Consider the following 26,713-nt stretch of genomic DNA (forward strand, 5'->3'; position numbering starts at 1 on the left):
CCTATGCGTGACCTTTAAGCAACGCATTGTGGCGAAAATGCAACGCACTTTGCCACAATGTCAAGGTCGAAGGTCAAGCCGTACGCGAGCTTCTGTAGACGGAAACGCCGAGTTCGCGGATCTTTTTGCGCAGCGTATTACGGTTCAGACCCAGCAAATCGGCAGCCTTGATCTGGTTGCCACGTGTAGCCGTCAATGCCGCAAGTATTAACGGATATTCCATTTCCGTCAGTACGCGGTCATACAGGCCGGGCGGCGGCAGGTTCTCGCCGAAGCTCGCGAAATACGTGCGCATGTTTTCTTCGACCGCCTGGGCGATCGTCATCGTGCCGCTGCGGATCGGCCCCTTCTCGATCGGGCTGTCTGGAACATCGGAGCGAAGCTCGGCATCGATGATTTCGCGGGTGATGACATCCTGTGGATAAAGCGCCATCAGGCGGCGGATGAGGTTTTCCAGCTCGCGCACGTTGCCCGGCCAGGCATAGGCCTTCATCAGTTCCAGCGCCTCCTGATCGAAACGCTTGGAGCCGAGACCCTCCTTTTCAGCCTGCTGGACGAAATGGCGGACGAGGTCGGGGATATCTTCCGCGCGGTCGCGCAGCGGCGGCAGGCGGAGCGGCACGACGTTGAGGCGATAATAGAGATCCTCACGGAAGAGGCCCTGGTTGATCGCCTGCTTCAGATCCTTGTTGGTCGCCGCGACGATGCGCACATCGGTGCGGATCGGCGTGCGGCCACCGACAGTCGTATATTCGCCCTGCTGCAGCACGCGCAGAAGGCGTGTCTGAGCATCCATCGGCATGTCGCCGATTTCATCGAGGAACAGCGTGCCGCCTTCCGCCTGTTCGAAACGGCCGGTAGAGCGGGTCTGCGCGCCGGTGAAGGCGCCCTTCTCGTGGCCGAAAAGCTCGGATTCGATAAGATCGCGCGGGATGGCCGCCATGTTGATGGCGACGAAAGGGCCGTTGCGGCGCTTGCCGTAGTCATGCAGCGCGCGGGCGACCAATTCCTTGCCGGTGCCGGATTCGCCGGTGATCATCAGCGTCAGGTCCGTCAGCATGAGACGAGCGAGAACGCGGTAGATTTCCTGCATCGCCGCCGAACGGCCGACGAGCGGCATGCCATCCTGTGTGTCGTCGTCGAGCTTGGCGGGTTTTCTCTTCGGTTCGGCGAGCGCCCGGCTGATAATGCCGATCAGTTCGGTTAGGTCGAAAGGCTTCGGCAGATAGTCATAGGCGCCTTTTTCCGATGCCTTGATCGCCGTCATAAAGGTGTTCTGCGCGCTCATGACGAGAACCGGAAGGTCCGGCCGCGCCTTCTTGATGCGGGGCAGAAGATCGAAGGCGTTTTCATCAGGCATGACCACGTCGGTCACGACGAGATCGCCCTCGCCGGCCGACACCCAGCGCCACAGCGTTGCGGCATTGGAGGTAATGCGCACATCATAACCGGCGCGGCTCAAGGCCTGATTGAGCACCGTGCGGATGGCCGCATCGTCATCTGCAACGAGGATCGTAGCTGTCATCTATTGGGTCCTGTCGAGCTTGCAATACCGGCATCATCAAGCGAGGCATCCTTGGAGGCCGGCATGAGGACGCGAAAAATCGTGCGGTTGTTCTGACTGTCGCATTCGATGATGCCGCCATGATCGCCGATGATCTTGGCGACAAGGGCAAGGCCGAGACCGCTGCCATTCGTCTTGGTGGTGATGAAGGGGTCGAAAAGATGCGGCAGCAGGTCCGTCGGCACGCCGGGACCATTGTCGATGACGCAGAATTCCAGCGGCAGCGAGATTTTCTCGCGCGTGCCGGCGACAGACAGCCGGATGCCGGGACGATAGGCCGTCGTCAGGATGATCTCGCCATCCTGGCGATCGCCGACGGCCTCGGCGGCATTCTTCACGAGATTGAGGAAGATCTGAACGAGCTGATCGCGATTGGCGTAAACGGCCGGCAGCGAGGGGTCGTAGTTCTCGGTCACGCGGATATTGCGAGCAAAGCCTGCCTTGGCAACGGCCTTCACATGGTCGAGGACGGAATGGATGTTGACGGGCACGCGGTCGACCGGCCGTTCGTCGGAAAACACTTCCATGCGATCGACAAGCGAGACGATACGGTCCGTCTCGTCGCAGATCAGTCGGGTCAGCGCGCGGTCGTCATCGATGACGGACTGTTCGAGAAGCTGGGCGGCGCCACGAATGCCGGAGAGCGGGTTCTTGATCTCATGCGCGAGCATGGAGGCGAGACCCGTGACCGAACGCGCAGCAGCACGATGCGTCAGCTGCCTGTCGATCTTGTCTGCCATCGACCGTTCCTGGAAGACGATGACCACCGAACCCGGCTCGGTCACGACAGGGGCCACATAGAGATCGACCAGCTTGTCCTGACCGAGGCGGGGCGAGCTCAGGTCCACCCGGTATTCGTTGACCGGCGCCTTGCGTTCGCGCACCTGATCGATGAGCGCCAGAAGCGGGCTGCCGAAGGGAATGAAAGTCGAGATGCGATAGCGGGAAAGATGAGCAGCACTGGCGCCGAAGAAGGCCTCGGCCTCCCAGTTCGCAAAGACCATGAAGCCGCCCTCATCCACCATGACGACCGGATTCTGGATCGCGTTCAGCACTGCCATGGCGACAGCATTGACCGCATTCTCGGATGAAGGTGTGACGTCTGTGCTCATGCCGCCTCCCGCCGTTCAAATGCATCTGCGGCCATCGCATCGCCGAAGCGGGCGATGACATCGTCAGGATCGCGCGATGTCATGATCGCAGCCTTTTGTTCGCTGGACAGATCCGGCACAAAGCGCTGCAGATACCAGCCGAGATGTTTGCGGGCATGCCTGACGGCAACGGCCTCGCCATAGAATTCCAGCATCATGCGATAGTGCTCGACGGCAATTGCGGCGATCTCCTCGCGCGATGGTTCCGAAGCGCCGGCAAGAACGCCGGCGTGCCAAGGCCTGCCCTGGGAGCCTCGGCCGATCATGACGGCATCGGCGCCGGAGCGGCGCAGAATCTCCTGCGCATCTTCAGACGTCTCGACATCACCATTGGCAATCAACGGCACGGAAATGACATCGCGTACGGGCCGGATCGCATCCCAATCCGCCCTGCCCTCATAGAACTGCATGCGGGTACGGCCGTGGATGGTGATGAGCTGGATGCCCGCCTCTTCGGCGCGCCTGGCGATGTGAGGGGCGTTGATGGAGTTCTCGTCCCAGCCGAGGCGCATCTTCAGCGTCACGGGGATATCGACTGCCTTGACTGTCGCCTCGATGAGCTCGAGCGCGTGATCGGGATCACGCATCAGCGCCGAACCGGAATAGCCGCCAATGACCTTCTTGGCCGGGCAGCCCATGTTGATGTCGATGATATCGGCGCCGTGATCGGCCGCGATCTTGGCAGCTTCAGCCATCCAGTGTGCCTCGCGGCCGGCGAGCTGAACCACGTGCGGACGAAAGCCGGCAGCCCGCAGGCGCGACCAGGATTCGGCGGTATCGTTCACCAGTTCCCGGCTTGCCACCATTTCGGTGACGACGAGGCCCGCGCCATAACGCCAGGCCAGCTCGCGGAATGGCATGTCCGTGACACCCGACATGGGCGCAAGCACAACGCGGTTCCGCACGGACACGGGTCCGATTCGGAAAGGCGCTGCGAGATCCTTGGAAATCAAATGATTATCTTTCAGGCACACCATGTAACTGCATTATTTTTAGCCATAGTTATGCGGCTTGCCAAGAGGGTCGAGACCGAATTGATATTTTTTGGGCAAATGCTGGAAAAGGTCCGAGCAAGACGATAGAGCAACTGACATCCATTCCGCGTATTTCAGGGATTTATGCTGCAAATGCATACTAAGCAACCGATATCGGCTGGAATTGTCGTCGTTGCGGCGGGCCGCGGCGAACGCGCCGGATCGTCAGAGGAAGGCCCCAAGCAGTACCGGATGGTCGGCGGCAAGCCGGTTATCGTTCATACGCTTGAAAACTTTATGACATGGGAATCAGCGACGCACATCGTCGTCGTCATCCACCCCGATGACGAAGCACTCTTTGCAAGAGCGTTCCGGCACATCATCTCCGCAACGCCGATCGAGACGGTTCATGGCGGTTCCACAAGGCAGCAATCCGTGCTGGCCGGCCTGCGGCACCTCAAGGACAAGGGCGTCAGCCATGTGCTGATCCATGATGCGGTGCGCCCCTTCTTCGATCACCAGCTTCTCGACCGGATCGCCGATACGCTTTCGGCGGGCGCGCCCGCAGTCCTTCCGGCAACGCCGGTCGCCGACACGCTGAAGCAGGCAGGAAGCGATGGGATCGTGGTCAAGACCATCCCGCGCGACCAGCTCTATGCGGCTCAGACGCCGCAATCCTTCGACTTTGCCACCATCCTCGACGCGCATGAGAGGGCCGCCGCCAGCGGCAGGACGGATTTCACCGACGATGCGTCGATCGCCGAGTGGCTCGATATCCCCGTGACCGTCATCGAAGGCGCACCTACCAACGTCAAGCTGACAGTCCGGAGCGATATAGCCATGGCCGACGACAAGCTGTCGGGTGAGCGTGTTCCCGATGTGCGCACCGGTAACGGCTATGACGTGCATCAACTCGAGCCCGGCGATGGCGTGACGCTCTGCGGCGTTTTCATTCCGCATGACCAGAAGCTCAAGGGCCATTCGGATGCCGACGTCGCGTTGCATGCGCTGACGGATGCGCTGCTGGCCACTTGCGGTGCCGGCGATATCGGCGATCATTTCCCGCCGTCCGATCCGCAATGGAAGGGTGCGGCCTCCCGCATCTTCATCGAACATGCAGCAAAGATCGTGCGCGATCACGGCGGCACCATTACCAATGCGGATGTCTCACTGATTGCCGAAGCGCCGAAGGTCGGGCCGCATCGCGAGGTCATGCGCGCCAATCTCTCCGAATTCCTCGGCATCGACATCGAGCGCTGCTCGGTGAAAGCCACCACCAATGAGACGATCGGTTTCGTCGGCCGCCGCGAAGGTATCGCGGCGATCGCAACCGCGACCGTCGTCTATGGAGGCAGAAAGCGATGAGCCTGTTTCCTGCTGACATCACTGCGATGGCGGAAAGCATCATCCGCGATTTCACGCATGCCGGCCTGATGGTCTCGACGGCGGAATCCTGCACCGGCGGCCTGATTGCCGGTGCGCTCACGGAAATCTCCGGATCGTCGGCCGTCATCGACCGTGGTTTCGTGACCTATACCAACATTGCCAAGATGCAGATGCTCGGTGTGCAGGACAAAACGCTCAGCGACTTCGGCGCGGTTTCTGAGGAGACGGCGCTGCAGATGGTGCATGGCGCCCTCTTCCGCTCGCGCGCCGAGCTGGCGGTAGCCGTGACAGGCATTGCCGGCCCCGGCGGCGGATCGCCGGAAAAGCCTGTCGGGTTGGTACATCTTGCGGCGAAATCACGTTCGGGTAAGCTCGTCCATCGTAAGATGCTTTACGGCGACATTGGCCGCACGGAAATCCGCCTGGCAACAATCCGGACTGCACTTCAAATGGTTATTGAAATTGCGTGATATTGAGTGAAGGAACAAAAGGCAGGAATTTCGGTTTCTGCCGCGTGTAGGCAAGAGCCGATTTTGAAGGAACGGTCAAATGAGATACTTGGCATGCATCGGTGTCGTCTTGAGCCTCGCCTGCGTTTCGGCGGCTGAAGCACCATCCAACTATCAGGTTTATGGTGGCGTGCGGGTGGATTCCGACCCCGTTCTGCTGCGCAAATACGACCATGCGCTCCGCCGCTGCCAGCCGGAAGCGCTGGGCTATCGCGGATCGCCTGATACCACCAGTCTGATTTACAATGCGGCGCTCAGAGGCTGCCTCTATCGCTACAGCTTCACCGACCGTGGCTCCTACGCCTATCCCGCGACGCAGATTTTCGACCATTTCTTCGATCGCTGAGTTAAAGCCTTTCCTGGTCAGCTGTAGATCGTCGCCGCCCGTTTTTCGAAGGCGTCCGTGAACATGCGGAAGGCCCTGTCGAACATTGACCCCATGAGCGCGCCGAGAATGCGGCTCTTGAACTCATAGTCGATGAAGAAATCGACCGTACAGCCGCCTCCATCGGCCTCGACGAACCGCCAGCGGTTGTCGAGGTAGCGGAATGGACCGTCGATATATTTGACGTCGATGACGCGCTCGGGCCTGTTGAGCAGGACCTGGGTCGTGAACGTTTCGCGGATCGCCTTGTAGCCGACCGTCATGTCGGCGATCAGCAGCTCCTTGCCGTCACGCTCCTTGCGGTTCTTCACCGAGAGGGCTTCGCAGAGCGGCAGGAATTGCGGATAGCGCTCGACATCTGCGACGAGGTCGAACATTTGGTCGGGCGTGTGCGGCACAGGGCGATGCGTTTCGAATTGCGGCATGAAGCGCAGTTAAGCCGGCACACCGAGAAGATCAAGAAGCGCCCGCATTTGGCGGCGGGATTTCACCTGCAAAACGGGCACATGCGGTCCGTGGGCAGCAATCGCTGATGTCACGCGCGGCGAGAACTTCTTCTCGAAAGTCCAGATGAATTCCAGAAACTGCCAATCGACCTTCTCGATGCAGCCGGGTGCCATTTCCGGGCGTGTGCGGCCGATGTGCTTCAGCCAGCGGGTCACGACTCCCCAGACGCACAGCAGGCGCGGCATCCGGACCCAGATGACGATATCGGTGCGCGGCAGGCGGATATCGAACGTGGAGGGATTGGTGCCATCCATGATCCAGCGCTCGCCGGCAATCCTTTCGACGATCCGCTCACGCTGCTCCTCCCTGCTGCGCTCCACCCAACCCGGCAGCCAGAGAATATCGCGGTCGATCGAGAAATAAGTCAGGTCGAAACTGTGCGCCAGCTTCTGTGCAAGCGTCGACTTGCCGCCACCCGAACAGCCGATGACCATGATGCGCCTTGCATTGCGGATATGCCCGGCGCCAAAGGCATCGTCCACATAGTGGATTGCATCGTCGGTTTGCCGTTCCATTGCGAGTACCTTCTTACCCGTTTAAGCAGGCAGCAGGGAAAGCAGTTCGTCGCTCTCCCTGAAGGACTCGAGCGTCAGAACCGGGATGCCACGGCCGTGGCTTGCCAGCATCGCCTCGAATTGCGGCGCCTCTCGCTTTTCGAACGTCCAGATGTATTGCAGGAATTGCAGATCGATCTGCTCAGGGCAGCCTGGCGCCATTTCCGGTCGGGTCTGGCCGCGATATTTCCACCAACGACCGAGCACGCCGCGCACGGCAACGCTGCGCGGCGGCCGCCGCCAGAGCCATATCGGCGCGCGCCAGTCGGATTGGCAATGTGCTCGGGCTGTTGCCGTCCATGATCCAGCGTTCACCTGCCACGGCGTCGCGGATCCGTTGAACGGATTCTTCGCGTGGTCGCAACTTCCAACCGGGCAGCCAGAAGATGTCGCGGTCCATGGACACGTAAGTCAGCCTTAAACGGCTTGCGAGCGCCTGGGCAAGTGTCGACTTACCAGTGCCGGAGCAACCAAAAATCAGGATGCGTTCGGCACGGGGAATGATGGCTGTAGCCTCGGCAATAGAGACCGCACGAATGGGTTCAGGCGACGTCGTCACTTGATGCATGGCAAACTCGCTTTAGACAGGATCGCCTTCGCACGCAGGCTCGACCGCGAAGAACGGCGTGCTTGCTAACTGCTTCGCGTGAACTGGTGATGACAGTCAATCGCACAAAGAAAAACCGCGGCGAAAAGCGCCGCGGTCCCATCAAAAACAAGGGGTAGGCTCTTACTCCACTGCCACCAGCAGCTTCTTCTCGCGGGCAGCCCTCAGCCGGGCGAAGTCATCGCCAGCATGGTGCGAAGAGCGGGTCAGGGGGCTGGAGGCAACCATCAGGAAGCCCTTGGTATAGGCGACGGTCTCATAGGACTTGAATTCCTCCGGCGTGACGAAGCTCATGACCGCATGATGCTTGCGGGTCGGCTGCAGATACTGGCCGATCGTCAGGAAGTCGACATCAGCAGTGCGCAGGTCGTCCATGAGCTGGAGCACTTCATTGCGCTCCTCACCGAGCCCGACCATGATGCCTGACTTGGTGAACATCGTCGGATCGAGTTCCTTCACGCGCTGCAGCAGGCGGATGGAGTGGAAGTAGCGGGCGCCGGGCCGGACTGTCAGGTAGTTGCCGGGCACCGTTTCCATGTTGTGGTTGAAGACGTCTGGCTTGGCGGCGACGACGCGCTCCAGGGCACCGGGCTTCTTCAGGAAGTCGGGTGTCAGGATCTCGATCGTCGTCAGCGGTGAAGCGGCGCGGATTGCCCAGATCACCTTTTCGAAATGCTCGGCGCCGCCGTCTTCCAGATCGTCACGATCGACAGAGGTGATGACGACGTGGCTCAGGCCCATCTGCTTGACGGCTTTGGCGACGTTTTCCGGCTCCGCCATGTCGAGTGCGTTCGGCTTGCCGGTCGCGACGTTGCAGAAGGCGCAGGCGCGCGTACAGATCTCGCCCATGATCATGAAGGTGGCGTGCTTCTTGTCCCAGCATTCGCCGATATTCGGGCAGCCCGCTTCTTCGCAGACGGTGACGAGCTTGTTTTCCTTCACGATCGAGCGGGTTTCGGCGTAACCTTTCGAGGTCGGCGCCTTCACGCGGATCCATTCCGGCTTGCGCAGGACTTCCGTATCCGGGCGATGCGCCTTTTCCGGATGCCGCACACGCTTTACGTCAGGATTGATCGTGTCGAGAATGGTGACCATGTCAGTTCAACTTTCCGCCGCTCCATGCGGCCCGGATTGTCATATTGCGCATCACGCCGTAATTCAAATCTTTCGATCTCGCCGGTGATGCGCCTTGTCTTCGCGCCCTATCTTCGAACCAGCCGCGCGAAGAATATCAGCAGGCAGGCGCCGATGAAGCCCGTCACGAAGTAGCCGAACCTTCCGCCGGCTACCTCGATATGGAACTGCGCCAGGATGGCGGTGGCGACGACCGAGCCGACAATGCCGAGCACGATGTTCAGCAAAATGCCGTAGCGCGCTTCCATCAGCTTTCCTGCGAGCCAGCCCGCAAGTCCGCCGACGATGATTGCCGAAATCCAGCCGATGCCTTCCATATTTCTTAATGCCCTACGCTATCGCCCTTGCGATCAGCACCACAACGATGGCGCCGACAGTGGCGTGGATGATCTGAACCACCAATGCATTTTCAATGCCCAGCGAAATCCCCAGAGCATTGAACAGAAACCCGCCCACGAACGCGCCGATGATGCCGCTCAGGAGGCACCGTATCAACCCACCCCCGCCGACGACCAGGCTCGCAAGGAAGCCCGCGACCAGACCGATCAGCAGAAAGATGAGAAGCGACTGCGTGCTCATAGACATGATGATTTCCTTTCGTTTTTTCCACCCCGGGAGGGAATGGATTTTCCATCTCGGGCGATAGCGTTACGCCACGCCGGGATAGAGGGCGCACGAGGAAATTATCAAGCGTTCAAAACGCGGCCGTAAGCATCGAGCACGCTTTCCTTCATCGTCTCCGAAATGGTCGGATGCGGGAAGATCGTATGCATCAGTTCTTCTTCCGTCGTCTCCAGGTTCATGGCGACGACGAAGCCCTGGATGAGTTCGGTGACTTCGGCGCCAACCATATGGGCACCGAGCAGTTCACCGGTCTTCTTGTCGAAAATCGTCTTGACGAGGCCCTGGTCTTCGCCGAGTGCGACGGCCTTGCCGTTGGCGCTGAAGGGGAAGCGACCGACGCGGATATCGCGGCCCTGCTCCTTGGCCCTGGCTTCGGTGAGACCGACGGAGGCGACCTGCGGGTTGCAATAGGTGCAGCCAGGGATTTTCAGCCTGTCCATCGGATGAACGTTCGGAAGGCCGGCAATCTTCTCGACGCAGACGACGCCTTCATGCTCCGCCTTGTGGGCCAGAAGCGGCGCACCAGCGACGTCACCGATTGCGTAGATGCCAGGCACGTTGGTCTTGCCGTAGCCGTCGATGACGATGAAGCCGCGGTCGATCTTGACGCCGACAGCCTCAAGGCCGATGCCTTCGACATTGGCCTGCACGCCGACGGCCGAAATCATGCGGTCCGCGGTGATCGTCTCGGTCGTGCCGTCCTTCTTTTCGATGGTGGCGGTGATCGAGTTGGCACCCTTCTCCACCTTGGCGACCTTGGCCTCGAGGTGGATCTTCATACCCTGACGCTCGAACTGCTTCTTGGCGAGCGCAGAGATTTCCGCATCCTCGACCGGCATGACCTGGCTCATGATTTCGACAACGGTGACGTCGACGCCCATGGTGCGGTAGAAGCTTGCGAATTCGATGCCGATTGCGCCCGAGCCCATGACGAGCAGAGACTTCGGAAGTTCGTCAGCCTTCATCGCTTCGAAATAGGTCCAGATGAGCTTGCCATCCGGCTCGATGCCCGGCAGCGCACGTGGACGGGCACCGGTCGCGACAATAATGTGTTTGGCGGTGTAGGTGCCCTCGCCCAGCGCGTTCTTCGGCACCGGACCCATCGGCTCCATCGGCTTCTTCGTCGTCTTGGAAACGAGAATTTCGCCGGGCTTGGTGATCTTTGCCTCACCCCAGATGACATCGACCTTGTTCTTCTTGAACAGGAAGCCGACGCCGTTGTTCATGCGGTGTGCGATGCCGCGCGAGCGGGTGACGATCGCCTTGATATCTGGCTTGATCGTGCCTTCCAGCACCAGGCCGTAATCCTTGCCGTGCTGGGCGGTATGCAGGACGTCAGCCGAGCGCAGCAGCGCCTTGGTCGGAATGCAGCCCCAATTGGAGCAGATGCCGGCGAGATGCTCGCGCTCGACGCAAGCGACCTTGAGGCCGAGCTGCGCGGCGCGGATGGCGGCGATATAACCGCCGGGACCGGAACCGATGACGATGACGTCGTAGGATTGAGCCATTGCTTTCCTGCCTTTGTTACGCTCCCGCTCGGGTCATGAGAACCCATGCGTGCTTCTTGCTGTTGTCGAAGAGCGGCACGGCATTCATGCGCGCCGCTTCGGAAAACCCATTTCTTCCGTAAAGCGACAGAGCCGCTTCGTTATTATCAGCTGTGATCAGGCTGGCCGGTAGCCCAGCTGCCCTTGCGAGCTGATCTTCCAGCAGCCTCTTGCCGATGCCGATACCGCGCATATGGCGATAGACCGCGAGACTGCCAATGAACCAGTGTCCGATCACCGATCTCTGCATCGCCAGCATCGGCTCTATGGCCGGATGTCGTGCTTCGAGATCGCGTATGCCTTCATCCACTTCATAGCCGATCGCCATTCCGGCGATCTCGTCATAGGCCTCGCCGATGACGGCGTTCTTCCAGCCGCCGAGCGCCTCGTCGCTCATCTTCAACCGGCCCCGCTCCAGCGGCGTATCGCTCATGCCGCTGGCGACATCGGCAAACCAGAGCCAGGAGGCGAAGCCATGCGAGGCGATATCCGCCAGGATCGCCAGCTCCGAAGCATCCCGGCGGGAGGCTTCCCGGAGGGCGAGAAAGGCGGCCATCGTCAGAGACCCAGCATCATCCGCACGATAGACTCCAGACCTCGACCGAGCGCGCGGGTATTCTCCGCATCGAGGTGAATGCCGTCGATCGGCGTGGTCCTGGCGACGGAATTGCCGTCGAAGAAGCCGCAGCCGAGTTCATCGGCAAGGTCGCGGAAAAGCGTCGGAAGCTTCGCCGATTCCTCGATGCCTCCAGGGAACGAGGCGGCGAAGGGCACATTACCCGTCGCGCAGATCGCCGGCGGCGCCACGATCAGGATCTCTGGCCCGTCGAATTCAAAGGGCCAGGCATGACTGCGGATCAGCCGCACCAGACGACCAATGCCCTGGCATGCTGCAAAGGCCGAGCCGGCAACCACCGGCTTCATGTCGTTGGTGCCGAGCAGCAGGATGACAAGATCGAGCGGCGCATGTGTCTGCAGGACGGTCGGCAGAATGCGTGCGCCGTTGCGATCGCAATCGGCAAGATGGTCGTCGAAGGCGGTAGTGCGGCCGTTCAGGCCTTCCGCAATGACGCGAGCTCCGCTTCCGAGCGTTGCCTGAAGCACGCTCGGCCAGCGGTTCTCATAGGCATGACGGCCGATCGTGTCGGCGTCATAGCCCCAGGTCAGCGAGTCACCATAGCAAAGAACAGTCTTCGTCATGTCCGCCTCCCGCGTCTGCTCAGACCAGCATGCCCATCGGATTTTCGATGTAGCCCTTGAAAGCCTGCAGCAGCGCGGCGCCGAGAGCGCCATCGACGCAGCGATGGTCGGTCGAGAGCGTCACGGTCATGACCGTTGCAATCGCCATCTCACCGTTTTTGACGATGACACGCTGCTCGCCCGCGCCGACTGCGAGGATCGTCGCATGCGGTGGGTTGATGACGGCTGCGAAATTCTTCACGCCCATCATGCCCATGTTCGAAACCGAGGTCGTGCCGCCCTGATATTCCTCGGGCTTCAGCTTGCGGTCCTTCGCACGCTTACCGAGATCACGCATCTCGTTGGAGATGGTCGACAGCGTCTTCTCCTCGGCCTTGCGGACGATCGGCGTGATCAGGCCGCCGGGGATCGAGACAGCCACGCCGACATCGGCATGTTTGTGCTTGACCATGGCACTCTCGGTCCAGGAGACGTTGGCATCCGGAACATCGCGAAGCGCCAGAGCCAGGGCCTTGATGACCATGTCGTTGACCGACAGCTTGTAAGCCGGAGCGCTGTCCTTGCGGGGTGCGGCGTCGTTCAACTGGGCACGCAGCGCCATCAGCGCATCGAGTTCGCAATCGACCGAAACGTAGAAGTGCGGAACGGTCTGCTTGGATTCGACGAGGCGACGGGCGATCGTCTTGCGCATGCCGTCATGCGGCACAAGCTCGTAGGAACCCTGCTCGAAGAGCTTGAGCACGGCCTCGTCCGAAGCCCCCTTCGGGGCGGCAGCGGCCGGAGCCGGTGCAGCAGCCTGCGGGGCAGCAGCGGCCGGAGCGGCCTTGGCAGCACCGCCGGCAGCGGCAGCTTCGATATCGCTCTTGACGACGCGGCCATGCGGACCAGTGCCGGCAACGGCGGAAATATCGATACCGGCTTCCTTGGCCAGACGACGAGCAAGCGGCGAAGAGAACGCACGCGCGCCGCCAGAGGAGACCGCAGCCGGTGCCGAGGCGGGAGCCGCCTGTGCGGGCGCGGGAGCAGCCTTCGGCGCCTCAGCTTGTGCCGGGGCAGCTTCGGTCTTCGGAGCCGGGGCGGCGGAGCCAGCGCCGCTTGCGGCAGCGGCGACATCCTCGCCCTCGCCGGCCAGAACGGCGATCAGGGCATTGACCTTCACGCCTTCGGTACCGGCCGCAACGACGATCTTGGCAACCGTGCCTTCGTCGACGGCTTCGACTTCCATCGTCGCCTTGTCGGTTTCGATCTCGGCGATCACATCGCCGGACTTGACCTTATCGCCTTCCTTGACCAGCCACTTGGCAAGATTGCCTTCTTCCATGGTCGGAGAGAGGGCGGGCATCGTGATATTGATCGGCATCGAAAGGCCCTCCCCTTATTTGTAGCAAACGGCTTTCACCGCATCGACCACTTCGCCGACATTCGGAAGCGCGAGCTTCTCGAGGTTGGCGGCGTAAGGCATCGGAACGTCCTTGCCGGCAATCGTCAGGATCGGCGCATCGAGGTAATCGAAGGCCTGCTGCATGACGCGGGTGGCGATTTCCGTGCCGACGGAGTTCTGCGGATAGCCCTCTTCGACGGTGACCAGACGGCCGGTCTTCTTGACGGATTCGATGACCGTCGGAAGATCCATCGGACGAAGCGTGCGCAGGTCAATCAGTTCGACGTCGATGCCGATCTTTTCAAGTTCCGCGACAGCCTTCGTGGCATAGGTCATGCCGATACCGAAGGAGACGACGGTTACATCCTTGCCCGGACGATGGATGCGAGCCTTGCCGATCGGCAGAACGAAATTATCGAGCTTCGGCACTTCGAAGTGCTGGCCGTAGAGAATTTCGTTTTCGAGGAAGACGACCGGGTTCGGATCGCGGATAGCGGCCTTCAGCAGACCCTTGGCGTCGGATGCAGTGTAAGGCATGACGACCTTGAGGCCCGGGATCGCGCTGTACCAGGCCGCATAATCCTGGCTGTGCTGGGCGCCGACGCGGGCGGCGGCGCCGTTCGGGCCACGGAAGACGATCGGAGCGCCCATCTGTCCGCCGGACATATAAAGCGTCTTGGCAGCGGAGTTGATGATCTGGTCGATCGCCTGCATGGCGAAGTTGAAGGTCATGAACTCGACGATAGGCTTCAGGCCTGACATGGCGGCACCGACGCCGACACCGGCAAAGCCGTGTTCGGTAATCGGTGTGTCGATGACGCGGCGTGCGCCGAATTCCTGCAGAAGACCCTGAGTGACCTTGTAGGCGCCCTGGTATTCGGCAACTTCTTCGCCCATGACGAAGACGTTTTCATCGGCGCGCATTTCTTCGGCCATGGCGTCGCGGAGCGCTTCGCGCACCGTCATCGACACCATTTCGGTGCCAGCCGGGATTTCCGGGTCGTTCGGCACGAAAGCCTTGGGCTCGGCTGGGACGGGAGCGGCAGCAGAAGCACTGTTCGTCGGCTTCTCTTCCTGTGCAACCTGCGGAGCAGCGGCCGGAGCCTGCTGAACGGCGGCGGGAGCAGCGGAAATCGCGTCGGCCGATTCGCCGTCCTGCAGAAGGATGGCGATCTTGGCGTTTACCTTGACGTTTTCGGTGCCGGCCGGAACCAGCAGCTTGCCGATGACGCCTTCGTCGACGGCTTCTACTTCCATCGTCGCCTTGTCGGTTTCGATTTCGGCAATTACGTCACCGGAAGTGACCTTGTCACCTTCGTTCTTGAGCCACTTGGACAGCGTGCCTTCTTCCATCGTCGGAGAGAGGGCGGGCATGAGAATATCTATAGGCATGGGTTCCCTCCCCGATTAGAGCAGAATGTCGGTGTAGAGCTCGGACGCATCCGGCTCCGGATCAGCCTGGGCGAAATCGGCACTATCGGCGACGATGTCGCGGACTTCCTTGTCGATCGCTTTCAGATCGTCTTCAGTCGCCCAGCCCTTTTCCATGACACGCAGACGGACCTGCTCGATCGGGTCCTGCTCGGAGCGCATCTTCTGCACTTCTTCCTTGGTGCGGTACTTCGCCGGGTCCGACATGGAGTGGCCGCGATAGCGATATGTCAGCATTTCCAGGATGATCGGCCCCTTGCCGGAGCGGCAATGTTCGAGCGCCTCATCGGCAGCAGCCTTGACGGCACGAACATCCATGCCGTCGACCTGGATGCCAGGGATGCCGAAGCCGGAACCGCGCAGCGAATAGTTCGACTGCGCGGTAGCGCGCGCCGTCGAGGTGCCCATGGCGTAACGGTTGTTTTCGACGATATAGATGATCGGCAGCTTCCAGAGAGCAGCCATGTTGAAGCTCTCGTAAACCTGGCCCTGGTTGGCCGCGCCATCACCGAAATAGGCGATGGATACGCTGTCATTGCCACGGTAGCGGTTTGCAAAGGCAAGGCCTGTTCCAAGCGAAACCTGGGCACCGACGATGCCATGGCCGCCGTAGAAATGCTTCTCCTTGGAGAACATATGCATGGAGCCGCCCTTCCCGTGGGAATAGCCGTTGCGACGCCCGGTCAGTTCAGCCATGACGCCGCGCGCTTCCATGCCGGTAGCCAGCATATGGCCGTGGTCGCGATAGGCGGTGATAACCTGATCACCTTCCTTCTGGGCCATCTGCATGCCGACGACGACAGCTTCCTGGCCGATGTAAAGGTGACAGAAACCACCAATGAAGCCCATGCCGTAAAGCTGGCCCGCCTTTTCCTCGAAACGACGGATAAGCAGCATCTCGCGATATGCCTTGAGCTCCTCGTCCCGATCGAAATCGGCGATAGGACCGCCGTTCGATATCTTGCCTGCGGATTTCGCACTGTTTTTGCGGCTGGAAACGGTCGCGGTTTTGCGCAACGCCATTCAACCCTCCCTATGGGTTTATCGGTTCTCAGGTGGCGCGTACCATAGGGAAGAAAAATGACCACAGCAATGCCATAATTGCATGGCTCATATTCGCAGGTAAATTACTGATAAAGAACGAGAATTCTAGATTAACCCAAATTCGGTTAATTGCGGTAGTGATTGTAAATTACAATCTCGTCTGCGCGCGACATATTGAGCTGATACCGCGCCTTTTCGTCGAGCATATCCTTGTCCAGCGAGCCGTCGCTAAGAAGTGCAACGTGCGCTTCGAGATGCTCGCGCCTGGTCTTCAGCACAGCCAATTCCTTCTCGCGCGCGATACGTTGGCGCTCGAACGCCTCCGTCGCACGCAGACCATAATCACCATGGATGCAATGATAGCCGAAATAGGAGAGGAAGGCGACCGCCATGGCCGGAATGACGAAGCGACCGGTCTTTCTCTTCTTATGATGCTTTGTCCACATACACGCATGCTCTGTAACGCATTACCAATCCCTTCAATTTACCGCGCAGAGATTAACCGTTCATTGACTCAGAGTTGACGCAACAAAAAACCCGCGCCAAGGCGCGGGTTCCAAATGCCTGATTCATAAGATCGTATTAGCCGCGAATGATGGAACGGCCGGCATACTCAGCCTGAGGGCCGAGGCCTTCTTCAATGCGGATAAGCTGATTGTACTTGGCAAGACGATCCGAGCGCGACAGAGAGCCGGTCTTGATCTGGCCGCAGTTGGTGGCAACTGCGAGATCGGCGATCGTGGAGTCTTCCGTCTCGCCCGAGCGATGCGACATGACGGCGGTGTAGGCTGCCTTGTGCGCGGTGTTGACGGCGTCGAGCGTTTCCGTCAGGGAGCCGATCTGGTTGACCTTGACGAGGATCGAGTTGGCAACGCCCATGCGGATACCGTCACGCAGACGAGCCGAGTTGGTGACGAACAGGTCATCGCCGACAAGCTGGCACTTCTTGCCGACAAGATCGGTCAGCGTCTTCCAGCCTTCCCAATCGTCTTCTGCCATGCCGTCTTCGACGGAAATGATCGGGTACTTGCCGACGAGTTCGGCGAGGTATTCGGCCATTGCGCCCGGTTCGAGCGTGCGGCCTTCGCCTTCCATCACATACCTGCCGTCCTTGAAGAACTCCGTCGAGGCGCAATCGAGGCCGAGATAGATGTCCTCACCCGGCTTGTAGCCGGCTTTCTCAACCGACTTCATGATGAAGTCGAGGGCTTCCGGAGCGCTCTTCAGGCCCGGTGCAAAACCACCTTCGTCGCCGACATTGGTGTTGTGCCCCTGGGCAGCGAGTTCCTTGCGCAGCGTATGGAAGACTTCCGAGCCCATACGGACGGCTTCACGGATCGAATCTGCGCCAACCGGCAGGATCATGAATTCCTGGAAGTCGATCGGGTTGTCGGCATGAGCGCCGCCGTTGATGATGTTCATCATCGGAACCGGCAGAAGGCTTGCCGAAGCACCACCGACATAACGGTAGAGCGGCAGGCCGGAAGCCTCCGCGGCAGCCTTGGCAACAGCAAGCGAAACGCCGAGGATGGCGTTGGCGCCGAGGCGTGACTTGTTCGGCGTACCGTCGAGCTCGATCATGATCTTGTCGATCTGAATCTGGTTTTCAGCGTCGATGCCGCCGATCGCGTCGAAGATCTCGGTATTGGCGGCTTCGACGGCCTTTTCGACACCCTTGCCGAGATAGCGCTTGCCACCGTCGCGCAGTTCGACGGCTTCATGCGCGCCAGTCGAAGCGCCCGAGGGAACAGCCGCACGGCCCATGCTGCCGTCTTCGAGATAGACATCGACTTCGACGGTGGGGTTACCACGGCTATCGAGAATCTCGCGGGCGATGATATCGGTAATTGCAGTCATGGTTTTTTCCTGCTCGGTGGGTGGATAAATCGTTTGAAACCGTCTTAATCGAAGGTGCGCAAATTACAATGGCAGTTTGCGGCACCCTTCGGCATGCAGTTCCACTCGTCGCTATATTACGATCATGTCAGGCTTTTGACTGTCAGCCTTTAGCGATCGCGTCGAAAGCCAGCAGCTTTTCCAGAAGCCGCGGCATATCCTTGAGATAGACCATGTTCGGGCCGTCGCAGGGCGCGTTATCCGGGTCCTGATGAGTCTCGATAAAGACCCCAGCAACACCGACCGCCACGGCAGCGCGCGCGAGCGTCTCCACGAATTGCCGTTCTCCGCCGGAGGTTTCCCCCTGCCCGCCCGGCTGCTGGACCGAATGAGTGGCGTCGAAGATAACTGGCGCACCGGTGGCTGCCATGATCGGCAGGGAGCGCATGTCGGAGACCAGCGTGTTGTAGCCGAAAGAAGCGCCGCGCTCGCACAGCAGAATGTTCGGATTGCCACTCTGATTCAGCTTGCCGAGCACGTTCTTCATATCCCAAGGCGCCAGGAACTGGCCCTTCTTGACGTTGATGACGCGGCCCGTCTTGGCAGCAGCCACCAGAAGATCCGTCTGGCGAGACAGGAAGGCCGGTATCTGCAGGATATCAACGACCTTCGCTACTTCGGCGCATTGTTCTTCGCTGTGAATGTCGGTGAGAACCGGAATGCCGAGTTCCTTCTTGAGATCAGCGAATACTTCCAGCCCCTTCTCAAGGCCGACACCGCGTTTGCTCGACAACGAAGAGCGATTGGCCTTGTCGAAAGACGTCTTGTAGACAAGCCCGATGCCGAGCTTGGCGCACAGTTCCTTCAATGTGCCAGCCACCATGAACGCATGGTCGCGGCTTTCCATTTCACAGGCGCCGGCGATCAGCGACAAGCGGCCGGTATTGGAGAAGGTGACCTTACCGGCGCCCTCGCCGACCGTCACCTGGGAATTGGTATTGGAGCTCATGATGTTTCCTCGAAGGCGAAGAGCACGCCCTGGCCGGGCGCGGGCTTCACCAGAATACGGTTGCCCTTGCGTGTATAGGTCACCCCGTTAGCAGCCAAATGCGCTTCTGTCACGGCAAGATCGCCCGCATGGAAAAGGATCGCCCGCCCACGCAGGCCGCGATCGGTGTCCGGCGTCGCCAGATCGAAATAGGCCTCCAGACCCGCCGGGTTCATCAGACTGATCTTTGTGTTTGCCAGAGGAACTCTCACCCCAAAACCGGTCTCATCTGCGGCGTCGGCTCTTGCCACGCCACGGACGAATTCGCCGAAGGCCCAAGGCTCGGGCGCGGCTAGAACTATCTCGGCAATTCCGGTTACGCCGTTGACGTGAGCTTCGAGCGCGCTGCGGTCAGCAGGGAGCGGATTGACGCGTTCGACGGCGAAGAGAAAGAAATCCGGTGCCCGAAGGTCGCCGGCGAAGGCGAGCCGGAAGCCGGCAATGCTCTCCGTGCCATCCGGCATTTTCACGGGACGTTCGAACTGCAACACAGAACCAGCGCTAATGCCGCCTTTAACGAATCGAGCATGTTCATGCTTTGCATCCGCGGCACTGAAGGCGATAGCAGACAGGCCCTCGCTGCCGCATCGAAAACGAAAGGCCTGATCGCGGGCTGTGAAGACATTGCCGTCGCGCGCCGTCCTGTCGCTCTCCTCGACACTGGCGATGCCGAGCGGCTCGAGATAGCTCCTGTCGGCGAAGAAAACGCAGGCATTTTCCGTACCGAAGGGATGGCGCGCGTCCGGAGCGACGGTGAAGCCCAGCTTGCCCAACCTCTCGCGTGCAAGGGCGATATCGGTAACCGGCAAAACGAGATGATCGATCGCAAGCGTGTCTTGGGTCATCAGCTACTCTCCAGCAATCACAAGGAGATGTGCTTCAACAAGCCTTACGAAGCAAGGCCGGACGGGACGGGCGCCGACAAAAATAAAATTCTCAACACAATGGAGAGAAATTTTACGAAAATTTAGCCACTTGCGGAACACATATGGAACATATAGTGTCCGTTCTGGATTTGTTTCAATACTGGGGTCACACGCCGATGCTCACGCGCAAACAACAGGAACTTCTTCTTTTCATTCATGAAAGGATGAAGGAATCCGGCGTTCCGCCATCTTTCGACGAGATGAAGGACGCCCTGGATCTGGCCTCGAAATCCGGCATTCATCGGCTGATCACGGCGCTCGAAGAACGCGGCTTCATTCGCCGGCTTCCGAACCGGGCGCGTGCGCTCGAAGTCATCAAGCTGCCGGAAGCCTATAGCTCGAGCCTGCAGCCAAGGCGCGGCTTTTCACCAAGCGTCATCGAAGGCAGCCTCGGCAAGCCGCAACCTGTTGCGCCTCCCGCCGCGGCAAAGTCAGCACCTGCGGCCGACAACGGCAATTCGGTTTCCGTGCCGGTCATGGGGCGCATCGCTGCCGGCGTGCCGATTTCGGCAATCCAGAACAACACCCATGACATCACCGTTCCCGCTGATATGCTTGGCTCCGGCGAACATTATGCGCTCGAAGTTCGTGGCGACTCGATGATCGAAGCCGGCATCTTCGATGGCGATACCGTCATCATCCGCAACGGTAGCACGGCCAATCCGGGTGACATCGTCGTCGCACTCGTCGATGAAGAGGAAGCGACGCTCAAGCGCTTCCGCCGCAAGGGCGCATCGATTGCGCTCGAAGCCGCAAACCCCGCTTACGAGACTCGCATTTTCCCGCCGGATCGCGTCAAGGTCCAGGGCAAGCTCGTCGGCCTCATTCGTCGCTATCACTGACCGGTGACGGGCCAACATCAGCGAATGTGTCGCTACGCCAGTCATAGGCACGGTGGCGCATCCAGGGCCGTCGCAATGCGTCGAAGGTAGCGGCAACCGCAACTCCGCCATCTGTGAAACGAAGCTCGATCGCGCCTGTCTTGCGCAATGTTTCGCCAGTAAAGAGCATAGCTCCGGATCGGCAGCCGTCGAAACGCAGACGGACAGGGGTGACGACGATATCGGCCGTATCGCAGGCAGGGCCCAGATAGGCTGCATTGTCGATAACCGTCAGTTTCTTTCCATTGCCGAGCATGATGGCGCACCAGGCACCTTTCAGGCACGAGAACCGTGACGGCGAACCGATCGCGACACGTCTCATCGACTCTCTGGCTTCATTCTGTTGATCCCGCGAGAGCTGCAGTCTTTTGCCTTCGGGCGCAGTGGGCCTATTGGCAGCTTCCAGCGTGACTGGCTTCCTGTGCTCTTCGATGGCAAGCGCCCGCTGCCATTGTTCGAAGATGAAGGCGGGTGGCTTTTCGCGGTTCGAAGCTATCGCCTCTCCATCGACAACAGCAACGAGGCTACCGTCTTCGGCAATGGCGATGTCGGGCATTGCCTCTGATGGCAGCGCCGCGACAGCAAGCGTGGAGAGAGTGACGATTGCCGTTCCGATATGCCGCAGTCGAGTTCTGAGGAGGGTCAGCAGCAGAAAACCGAAAACGGCCGTCGGGAAGTACCAACCCGGCAAACGGCCCACATCGATATTGCCACCCCAGCTCGATACCGTCTTTGCGATTGTGATCACCAGATCGAGCCCGAAGCCTGCCACATGCCATGCCCAGCCGTCCAGGCCAAAGGGCATCAGCAGCATCGCCAGCATCCCAGCCGGCATGACGATGAAGGAAATCACCGGCATGGCCGCGAGATTTGCCGGCAGGCCGTAGGCTGTCAGCCGGTGGAAATGCTCAATCGAAAACAGCGCGGTAGAGAAGCCACCAATCAGCGACGTCAGGAAAATGCCACCAAAGAAACCGCCGACCACGAAGAGGGGTTTCATGATCGGCAGGTTGGCAAAGACATTCTCCCACATCGGCCGGCCTTTCCAGAGATCGTAGCCGGCGACCAGGGCAAGTGTTGCGGCAAAGGACATCTGGAAACTCGGCCCCAGCACCTCCGATGGCGAGATCGCAAGGATCACAAGAGCGGATAGCGCCACGTTTCTGAGGCTGATCGATGGCCGGTCAAAGAAGACGGCAACCAGCATGATGGCCATCATGATGAAGGCACGTTCAGCGGAGACGGCAAAGCCGGAGATCAGATAGTAGGCTGTCACCGCCGCGAGCGCACCGGCCGCCGCGATTTTCTTGGTCGGCCACGCCTGGGCAATGCCGGGAAAAAGGCTAAGGACGACGCGCAGGCCGACAAAAAAGATGCCGGCGGAAAGCGCCATATTGAGACCGGAGATCGCGACGATATGGGCAAGGCCGGACTGCCGCAGCGCGTCCGTCGTGTCATCCGAGATCGCCCGCCTCTCGTCGGTGACAAGCGAAGCGGCAAAGGCGCCGGTATCGCCCGGCAGGGTGGAGCGTATGCGATCGCCGATGCCACTCCTGAGGCGATAGAGCCATTCGAGTGTCGCCTCACCGACCGAGCCCGCTTGCTGTGGCTGCAAGGCAAGCTTTTTCGGCGCGCCATAGAAAAAGCCGTTGGCGCCAATGCCGTCAAAATAGGCACTGAAAGCAAAATCATTGAGGTGGGGAAGTGCGGGGCCTGCCGGAGGCGTGAGACGCGCCCTGCCCTCGATGACGTCGCCAAGCTCGAAAGGCTGCGCGGCGCCTCTCACGAGCACTGTAATGCGTTTAGGCGGACGCTTGATCTGCGGCGCGTCGGTTCCGGTGACGTCAAGAATGTAACGCCAGCGCCCCCGCCCGTCGCCTTCGCGGCGCTCGATCCTGCCGGTTACCGTTGTTGCTACGGCTGAATCAAGGATCAGGGTCTGCGCCCGCCATGTTTCAACCTGTGCCGAAAGCATTCCGCCGGCAAAGAGAAGCAGAGCAGAGAGCATCGCCCGCAATTTCGTCCGGCGATACCCGCAAAGTACGACGGCACCGAGGGCAACAAAAAGGCAGAGACCAAGCGAGACAGCCGGAAAATCCGAAGCTGCCAGAAACCAGGTCGCGGCACCTGCACCAAGGAAGACCGGCGAAAAAAGAATGAGGCGACCGTAGCCAGCCTCTTCAGCGGCCATGCGGACAGACGATCGGATGTGTCGTTTCGCAACGGCGATCAGCCGCCACGGAAACGGAACCGTAGCCTGCGTCCTTGCCAGTTGCGTCACAATGGCGCGCGGTGCGGCATCAGCAAAATCCATCTTTGCATCAATGGATTGCACATGCCGTTCTGCTGTATCGAACCCCGTCATATTCGCTTGGACCCGCCCCCGGAGATCGGCAGAATGCAACCTCAGATCAAAACTCGCAAACAATAATCGATTGAAATACGAGGAAAATTTGCGGCAGCAAAAATCCAGTCAAATCATGGTGTTCTGATATGCGTGAGGCTCATCGCTGCACTGCCTAAAAGATGATGCCGCGATGCACAAAATGGCGTCACGGTAACTTGGCATTAGCTTCGCGATCATATAGCTATCGCTTAGGACGCTTAACCCTTATGGCGCTTTTGCGGCGCCACCGCCACCCCGGAGGATCAGCATGACGGATCAAAGCGCTACAATCAAAATCGGTGACAAATCAGTCGACCTCGCCGTGCGAAAAGGCACGGTCGGACCAGACGTGATCGATATCGGTGCACTCTACAAAAACACGGCTTCCTTCACGTACGACCCCGGGTTTACGTCGACCGCATCCTGTGAATCGAAGATCACCTATATCGACGGCGACGAGGGCGTTCTGCTGCATCGCGGTTACCCGATCGAGCAGCTTGCCGAGCACGGCGACTTTCTGGAAGCCTGCTACCTGCTGCTCTACGGCGAACTGCCGACCGCCGCTCAGAAGAAGGATTTCGACTATCGCGTCACGCACCACACCATGGTGCATGAGCAGATGAGCCGCTTCTTCACCGGCTTCCGCCGCGACGCACATCCGATGGCCGTCATGTGTGGCTGCGTCGGTGCGCTTTCGGCATTTTATCACGACTCCACCGACATTACCGATCCTCACCAGCGCATGGTCGCCAGCCTGCGCATGATCGCCAAAATGCCGACGCTTGCCGCCATGGCCTACAAGTACCATATCGGCCAGCCCTTCGTTTACCCGAAGAACGACCTGGACTACGCGTCCAACTTCCTGCGCATGTGCTTTGCCGTTCCTTGCGAAGAATATGTCGTCAATCCGGTGCTCGCACGCGCCATGGACCGTATCTTCATCCTGCATGCCGATCACGAGCAGAATGCTTCGACCTCGACGGTTCGTCTCGCCGGCTCCTCGGGCGCAAACCCGTTCGCCTGCATCGCCGCCGGCATCGCCTGCCTCTGGGGCCCCGCTCACGGCGGCGCTAACGAAGCAGCCCTCAACATGCTGACGGAAATCGGCACTGTCGACCGCATTCCGGAATATATCGCCCGCGCCAAGGACAAGAACGATCCGTTCCGCCTGATGGGCTTTGGTCACCGCGTCTACAAGAACTATGACCCGCGCGCCAAGATCATGCAAAAAACCACGCATGAAGTTCTCGGCGAACTCGGTATCAAGGACGATCCGCTTCTCGAAGTCGCCATGGAACTGGAGCGCATTGCGCTGACCGACTCGTACTTCATCGAGAAGAAGCTCTATCCGAACATCGACTTCTACTCCGGCATCACGCTAAAGGCCCTGGGCTTCCCCACGACCATGTTCACCGTGCTCTTCGCTCTCGCCCGCACCGTCGGCTGGATCGCGCAGTGGAACGAAATGATCGAAGATCCGGAACAGCGTATCGGCCGTCCGCGCCAGCTCTATATCGGCGAACCGAAGCGCGACTACGTGCCGGTTTCCAAGCGCTAAGCGCTGACTTCATAGACAAAAGAAAACCCGGTCAGGAATGGCCGGGTTTTTTGTTGGCTAGAACATCAAGCAATATTTGCGCCGCATGCTCGCCAGGCGGCCTTTCCGTCTGCATACGCTGCCAGATGAGATCGTAGCCTTCCTTCACCGCCTTGAGCTGGTAGGTGTCGGCTGACAGCCTCTCCATCCAGCGCGCGAGGCTTGCGCCGCGAACGATGTCGTTCAGATATTCGGGCACGACCGCGTAGTCGGCGATCAGATTGGGCAGTGCGCCGCTCCAGGTCTTGATGCCTGATGTCAGCATGCGCATGATCCAGTCGACCTTGTAGGCGGAAACGACGGGGACATCGGCAAGCGCCAGCTCCAGGATCACGGTGCCGGACGCCGCCATGGCCGCATCGGCTTCGGTGAAGGCTTTCCATTTCGCTTCAGCGCCGACGACGATGTCAGGCTTTACCGCCCAGCCTGCTGTCATTTCTCGCACGAGGGTTTCCCTGTGCGCCACAGTCGGCAGAATGAAGCGCTTCGCACCATTGCGGGCAACGAACTCGTTCGCGGCGGCTTCGAAATAAGGCAGAAGCTTCCTGATTTCGGACGAACGCGAACCAGGGAGGAGCAGGATCGCACCGTTACCGGGCTGCCGGCCAGCACGCAGGCGTCGGGTCTCCAGAAGTGTTGCATCGGCGACGAGACGGTGGCCTACATAGGTGGTCGCAGGTCCGTTGAGACGCCGCATCACCGCCGGCTCGAAAGGAAGCACCGCTAGCACATGATCGACATAGGCGAGCATGCGTTGCGCGCGATATTCCTTCCATGCCCAGACACTCGGACAGACATAGTTGACGACAGGCAGATCAGGCAGCGCGGTACGCACGCGCTTGGCGACGCGGTGTGTGAAATCCGGGCTATCAATGATGAGCAGGATATCGGGCTTTGCCGCAATGATCGCCGCTGTTGATTGCCGAATACGGGAAAACAGCGTCGGCAGCGTCGCCAGGACCTGCGTGATGCCCATGACCGAGAGTTCGGAGAAATCGAAGAGCGACGTCAATCCTTCGGCCTGCAAGCCCTCGCCGCCGACACCGACGAGTTCGATAGGGCCGGAATAGATTTTCTTGAGACCCGCGATGAGATCGGCGCCAAGCAGATCGCCAGATACTTCGCCGGCTACGACAGCAATTTTCAACGGCCTGTCGCTCATGCAAGCCCCCATCCAGGCAAGCCTTTGTCGATACCGCAGACAAAAAGACCGTTCTCGTCTGCCGCCTTGATGAGCGCGTCGCGATCAAGCACCAGCGAGCGGCCGGCTTCGATGGCCACTCCTGCAAGCCCGGCGGCTTTGGCGTTGAGCACGGTGGACACGCCAATCGCCGGCAGATCAGCGCGGATATCCTGCTGTGGCTTGCAAAGCTTGACCAGCACTCCGCGCCGGCGTGGCGAAATACGGCCTGCTGATCTCAGGGCCGCCACGCGGTCGAGCATGCTGTCCGTGCCCTCAACGCCCTCAACAGCGACAACGCGTCCGCCGATCGAGACCGCACCCTGCCCGATATCCAGACTGCCAAGCACCTCCGCCGCCTTGCCTGCGCGCGCTATATCACGACGATCCTCTTCATTGGGCGAAACAGCACCAACAGGACCTGCGGTTGCCAGAAGATCCGGGGCAATCTCATGGGCACCCACGACACGCAGACCTCGCCCTTCGATCAGCTTGATCACCATCTGCAGAACGGTATCGTCGCCGCCCGAAAGCAACGTACGGATGGCGGCGGGTACCTTGGTCAGAATGCGCAGCGTCGGCCGCACTTCACGCCACTCCGGCCGGCGGCGCACGCTGCCCGACATGACGACACGATCGATGTGATATTTCTTGAAAAGCCTGTCGAGGGCAGCGAAATCACCGATACCGATCGTGGCGTGGTCGAAGCCGTCCCAGCGACGGTCGCCCTCATCCTTCAGGATCACGATAACAGGATTTTCACCAGCCGAACGCGCAGCCTCGGCGACATAGGACGGCAGAAGGCCGCCACCGGCAATGATCGCCAGCCGGCCTTCAGCGGTGTCGCCAGCGGAAACCACA

General features: G+C 60.0%; 26 protein-coding genes and 1 pseudogene. 5 read left to right on the forward strand and 22 right to left on the reverse strand.

What is annotated here, in order from left to right:
* Positions 1-73: 73 nt before the first annotated feature.
* The 3 genes from ntrC to dusB are packed head-to-tail and all read right to left on the reverse strand — an operon-like array spanning position 74 to position 3,692.
* The gene (ntrC, locus tag AC1DUP_RS29750) at positions 74-1,525 is read right to left on the reverse strand and encodes a nitrogen regulation protein NR(I) (RefSeq protein ID WP_113295605.1); all 1,452 of its coding nucleotides are present in this window, start codon (positions 1,523-1,525) and stop codon (positions 74-76) included.
* Positions 1,522-2,676: a two-component system sensor histidine kinase NtrB gene (locus AC1DUP_RS29755; protein WP_113310135.1), complete on the reverse strand. Its 1,155-nt coding sequence runs from the start codon at positions 2,674-2,676 to the stop codon at positions 1,522-1,524. The genes ntrC and AC1DUP_RS29755 overlap by 4 nt, the downstream gene beginning before the upstream one ends.
* On the reverse strand, positions 2,673-3,692 hold the full coding sequence (gene dusB, locus AC1DUP_RS29760) for a tRNA dihydrouridine synthase DusB (protein WP_477836304.1): 1,020 nt from the start codon (positions 3,690-3,692) through the stop codon (positions 2,673-2,675). The genes AC1DUP_RS29755 and dusB overlap by 4 nt, the downstream gene beginning before the upstream one ends.
* A gap of 141 nt (positions 3,693-3,833) precedes the next feature.
* On the opposite strand from dusB, the gene AC1DUP_RS29765 reads away from it, so the two are divergent.
* The 3 genes from AC1DUP_RS29765 to AC1DUP_RS29775 all read left to right on the forward strand — a co-directional run bounded on the left by AC1DUP_RS29765 (position 3,834) and on the right by AC1DUP_RS29775 (position 5,930).
* Positions 3,834-5,054 (forward strand): bifunctional 2-C-methyl-D-erythritol 4-phosphate cytidylyltransferase/2-C-methyl-D-erythritol 2,4-cyclodiphosphate synthase, encoded by a 1,221-nt coding sequence (locus tag AC1DUP_RS29765; RefSeq protein WP_477836306.1) that lies wholly within the window; start codon positions 3,834-3,836, stop codon positions 5,052-5,054.
* On the forward strand, positions 5,051-5,545 hold the full coding sequence (locus tag AC1DUP_RS29770; RefSeq protein ID WP_115035121.1) for a CinA family protein: 495 nt from the start codon (positions 5,051-5,053) through the stop codon (positions 5,543-5,545). The genes AC1DUP_RS29765 and AC1DUP_RS29770 overlap by 4 nt, the downstream gene beginning before the upstream one ends.
* A 79-nt stretch (positions 5,546-5,624) precedes the next feature.
* Positions 5,625-5,930 (forward strand): hypothetical protein, encoded by a 306-nt coding sequence (locus tag AC1DUP_RS29775; protein ID WP_113295610.1) that lies wholly within the window; start codon positions 5,625-5,627, stop codon positions 5,928-5,930.
* 17 nt (positions 5,931-5,947) lie between these two features.
* On the opposite strand, the gene AC1DUP_RS29780 is transcribed toward AC1DUP_RS29775, so the two are convergent.
* The 16 genes and pseudogenes from AC1DUP_RS29780 to AC1DUP_RS29855 form a co-directional block, all read right to left on the reverse strand.
* Positions 5,948-6,394, reverse strand: coding sequence for a type II toxin-antitoxin system RatA family toxin (locus AC1DUP_RS29780; protein WP_113310139.1), 447 nt, complete (start codon positions 6,392-6,394; stop codon positions 5,948-5,950).
* A gap of 9 nt (positions 6,395-6,403) precedes the next feature.
* A complete protein-coding gene (locus tag AC1DUP_RS29785) occupies positions 6,404-6,991 on the reverse strand; it encodes a GTPase domain-containing protein (protein WP_115035122.1) in 588 nt (195 codons plus the stop codon).
* Positions 6,992-7,012: 21 nt separating this feature from the next.
* A pseudogene (locus AC1DUP_RS29790) lies at positions 7,013-7,598 on the reverse strand (P-loop NTPase family protein).
* A gap of 162 nt (positions 7,599-7,760) precedes the next feature.
* On the reverse strand, positions 7,761-8,732 hold the full coding sequence (gene lipA / locus AC1DUP_RS29795; RefSeq protein WP_477836310.1) for a lipoyl synthase: 972 nt from the start codon (positions 8,730-8,732) through the stop codon (positions 7,761-7,763).
* 107 nt (positions 8,733-8,839) lie between these two features.
* Positions 8,840-9,088: a GlsB/YeaQ/YmgE family stress response membrane protein gene (locus AC1DUP_RS29800; RefSeq protein ID WP_113295615.1), complete on the reverse strand. Its 249-nt coding sequence runs from the start codon at positions 9,086-9,088 to the stop codon at positions 8,840-8,842.
* 13 nt (positions 9,089-9,101) lie between these two features.
* Complete coding sequence (locus tag AC1DUP_RS29805) at positions 9,102-9,356, reverse strand: GlsB/YeaQ/YmgE family stress response membrane protein (RefSeq protein ID WP_113295616.1); 255 nt, start codon at positions 9,354-9,356, stop codon at positions 9,102-9,104.
* 101 nt (positions 9,357-9,457) lie between these two features.
* A complete protein-coding gene (gene lpdA / locus AC1DUP_RS29810; protein WP_113295617.1) occupies positions 9,458-10,903 on the reverse strand; it encodes a dihydrolipoyl dehydrogenase in 1,446 nt (481 codons plus the stop codon).
* 16 nt (positions 10,904-10,919) lie between these two features.
* Positions 10,920-11,498 (reverse strand): GNAT family N-acetyltransferase, encoded by a 579-nt coding sequence (locus tag AC1DUP_RS29815; RefSeq protein WP_113295618.1) that lies wholly within the window; start codon positions 11,496-11,498, stop codon positions 10,920-10,922.
* Between the two features lie 2 nt (positions 11,499-11,500).
* On the reverse strand, positions 11,501-12,142 hold the full coding sequence (locus AC1DUP_RS29820; protein ID WP_477836313.1) for an SGNH/GDSL hydrolase family protein: 642 nt from the start codon (positions 12,140-12,142) through the stop codon (positions 11,501-11,503).
* A 19-nt stretch (positions 12,143-12,161) separates the two neighbouring features.
* A complete protein-coding gene (locus tag AC1DUP_RS29825) occupies positions 12,162-13,502 on the reverse strand; it encodes a pyruvate dehydrogenase complex dihydrolipoamide acetyltransferase (protein ID WP_477836315.1) in 1,341 nt (446 codons plus the stop codon).
* Between the two features lie 15 nt (positions 13,503-13,517).
* Complete coding sequence (locus tag AC1DUP_RS29830; protein WP_113310144.1) at positions 13,518-14,915, reverse strand: pyruvate dehydrogenase complex E1 component subunit beta; 1,398 nt, start codon at positions 14,913-14,915, stop codon at positions 13,518-13,520.
* 15 nt (positions 14,916-14,930) lie between these two features.
* Entirely contained in the window at positions 14,931-15,977 is a 1,047-nt protein-coding gene (gene pdhA / locus AC1DUP_RS29835) for a pyruvate dehydrogenase (acetyl-transferring) E1 component subunit alpha (RefSeq protein ID WP_113310145.1), read from the reverse strand.
* A gap of 146 nt (positions 15,978-16,123) precedes the next feature.
* Complete coding sequence (locus AC1DUP_RS29840) at positions 16,124-16,444, reverse strand: FtsB family cell division protein (protein ID WP_477836318.1); 321 nt, start codon at positions 16,442-16,444, stop codon at positions 16,124-16,126.
* Positions 16,445-16,580: 136 nt separating this feature from the next.
* Positions 16,581-17,855, reverse strand: coding sequence for a phosphopyruvate hydratase (gene eno, locus AC1DUP_RS29845; protein WP_477836320.1), 1,275 nt, complete (start codon positions 17,853-17,855; stop codon positions 16,581-16,583).
* Between the two features lie 142 nt (positions 17,856-17,997).
* Positions 17,998-18,843 (reverse strand): 3-deoxy-8-phosphooctulonate synthase, encoded by an 846-nt coding sequence (gene kdsA, locus AC1DUP_RS29850; protein WP_113310146.1) that lies wholly within the window; start codon positions 18,841-18,843, stop codon positions 17,998-18,000.
* On the reverse strand, positions 18,840-19,727 hold the full coding sequence (locus tag AC1DUP_RS29855; protein WP_477836322.1) for a VOC family protein: 888 nt from the start codon (positions 19,725-19,727) through the stop codon (positions 18,840-18,842). Before AC1DUP_RS29855 ends, kdsA begins: the two co-directional genes overlap by 4 nt.
* 197 nt (positions 19,728-19,924) lie before the next feature.
* Here AC1DUP_RS29855 and lexA point away from each other — a divergent pair, with 197 nt between their 5' ends.
* Entirely contained in the window at positions 19,925-20,650 is a 726-nt protein-coding gene (lexA, locus tag AC1DUP_RS29860) for a transcriptional repressor LexA (RefSeq protein ID WP_113310198.1), read from the forward strand.
* On the opposite strand, the gene AC1DUP_RS29865 is transcribed toward lexA, so the two are convergent.
* A complete protein-coding gene (locus tag AC1DUP_RS29865; protein ID WP_477836324.1) occupies positions 20,631-23,054 on the reverse strand; it encodes a ComEC/Rec2 family competence protein in 2,424 nt (807 codons plus the stop codon). The two genes, lexA and AC1DUP_RS29865, sit on opposite strands and share 20 nt — an antisense overlap.
* 289 nt (positions 23,055-23,343) lie before the next feature.
* On the opposite strand from AC1DUP_RS29865, the gene gltA reads away from it, so the two are divergent.
* Entirely contained in the window at positions 23,344-24,633 is a 1,290-nt protein-coding gene (gene gltA / locus AC1DUP_RS29870) for a citrate synthase (RefSeq protein ID WP_007822430.1), read from the forward strand.
* A gap of 31 nt (positions 24,634-24,664) precedes the next feature.
* Here gltA and lpxB read toward each other — a convergent pair whose 3' ends face one another.
* Positions 24,665-25,834: a lipid-A-disaccharide synthase gene (lpxB, locus tag AC1DUP_RS29875; protein WP_113507964.1), complete on the reverse strand. Its 1,170-nt coding sequence runs from the start codon at positions 25,832-25,834 to the stop codon at positions 24,665-24,667.
* Positions 25,831-26,712 carry an LpxI family protein gene (locus tag AC1DUP_RS29880; RefSeq protein WP_113310150.1) on the reverse strand — a complete coding sequence of 294 codons (882 nt, stop codon included), beginning with the start codon at positions 26,710-26,712 and terminating at the stop codon, positions 25,831-25,833. The genes lpxB and AC1DUP_RS29880 overlap by 4 nt, the downstream gene beginning before the upstream one ends.
* Between the last annotated feature and the right edge of the window lies 1 nt (position 26,713).

This window comes from Rhizobium sp. 01L419 (assembly GCF_056400025.1).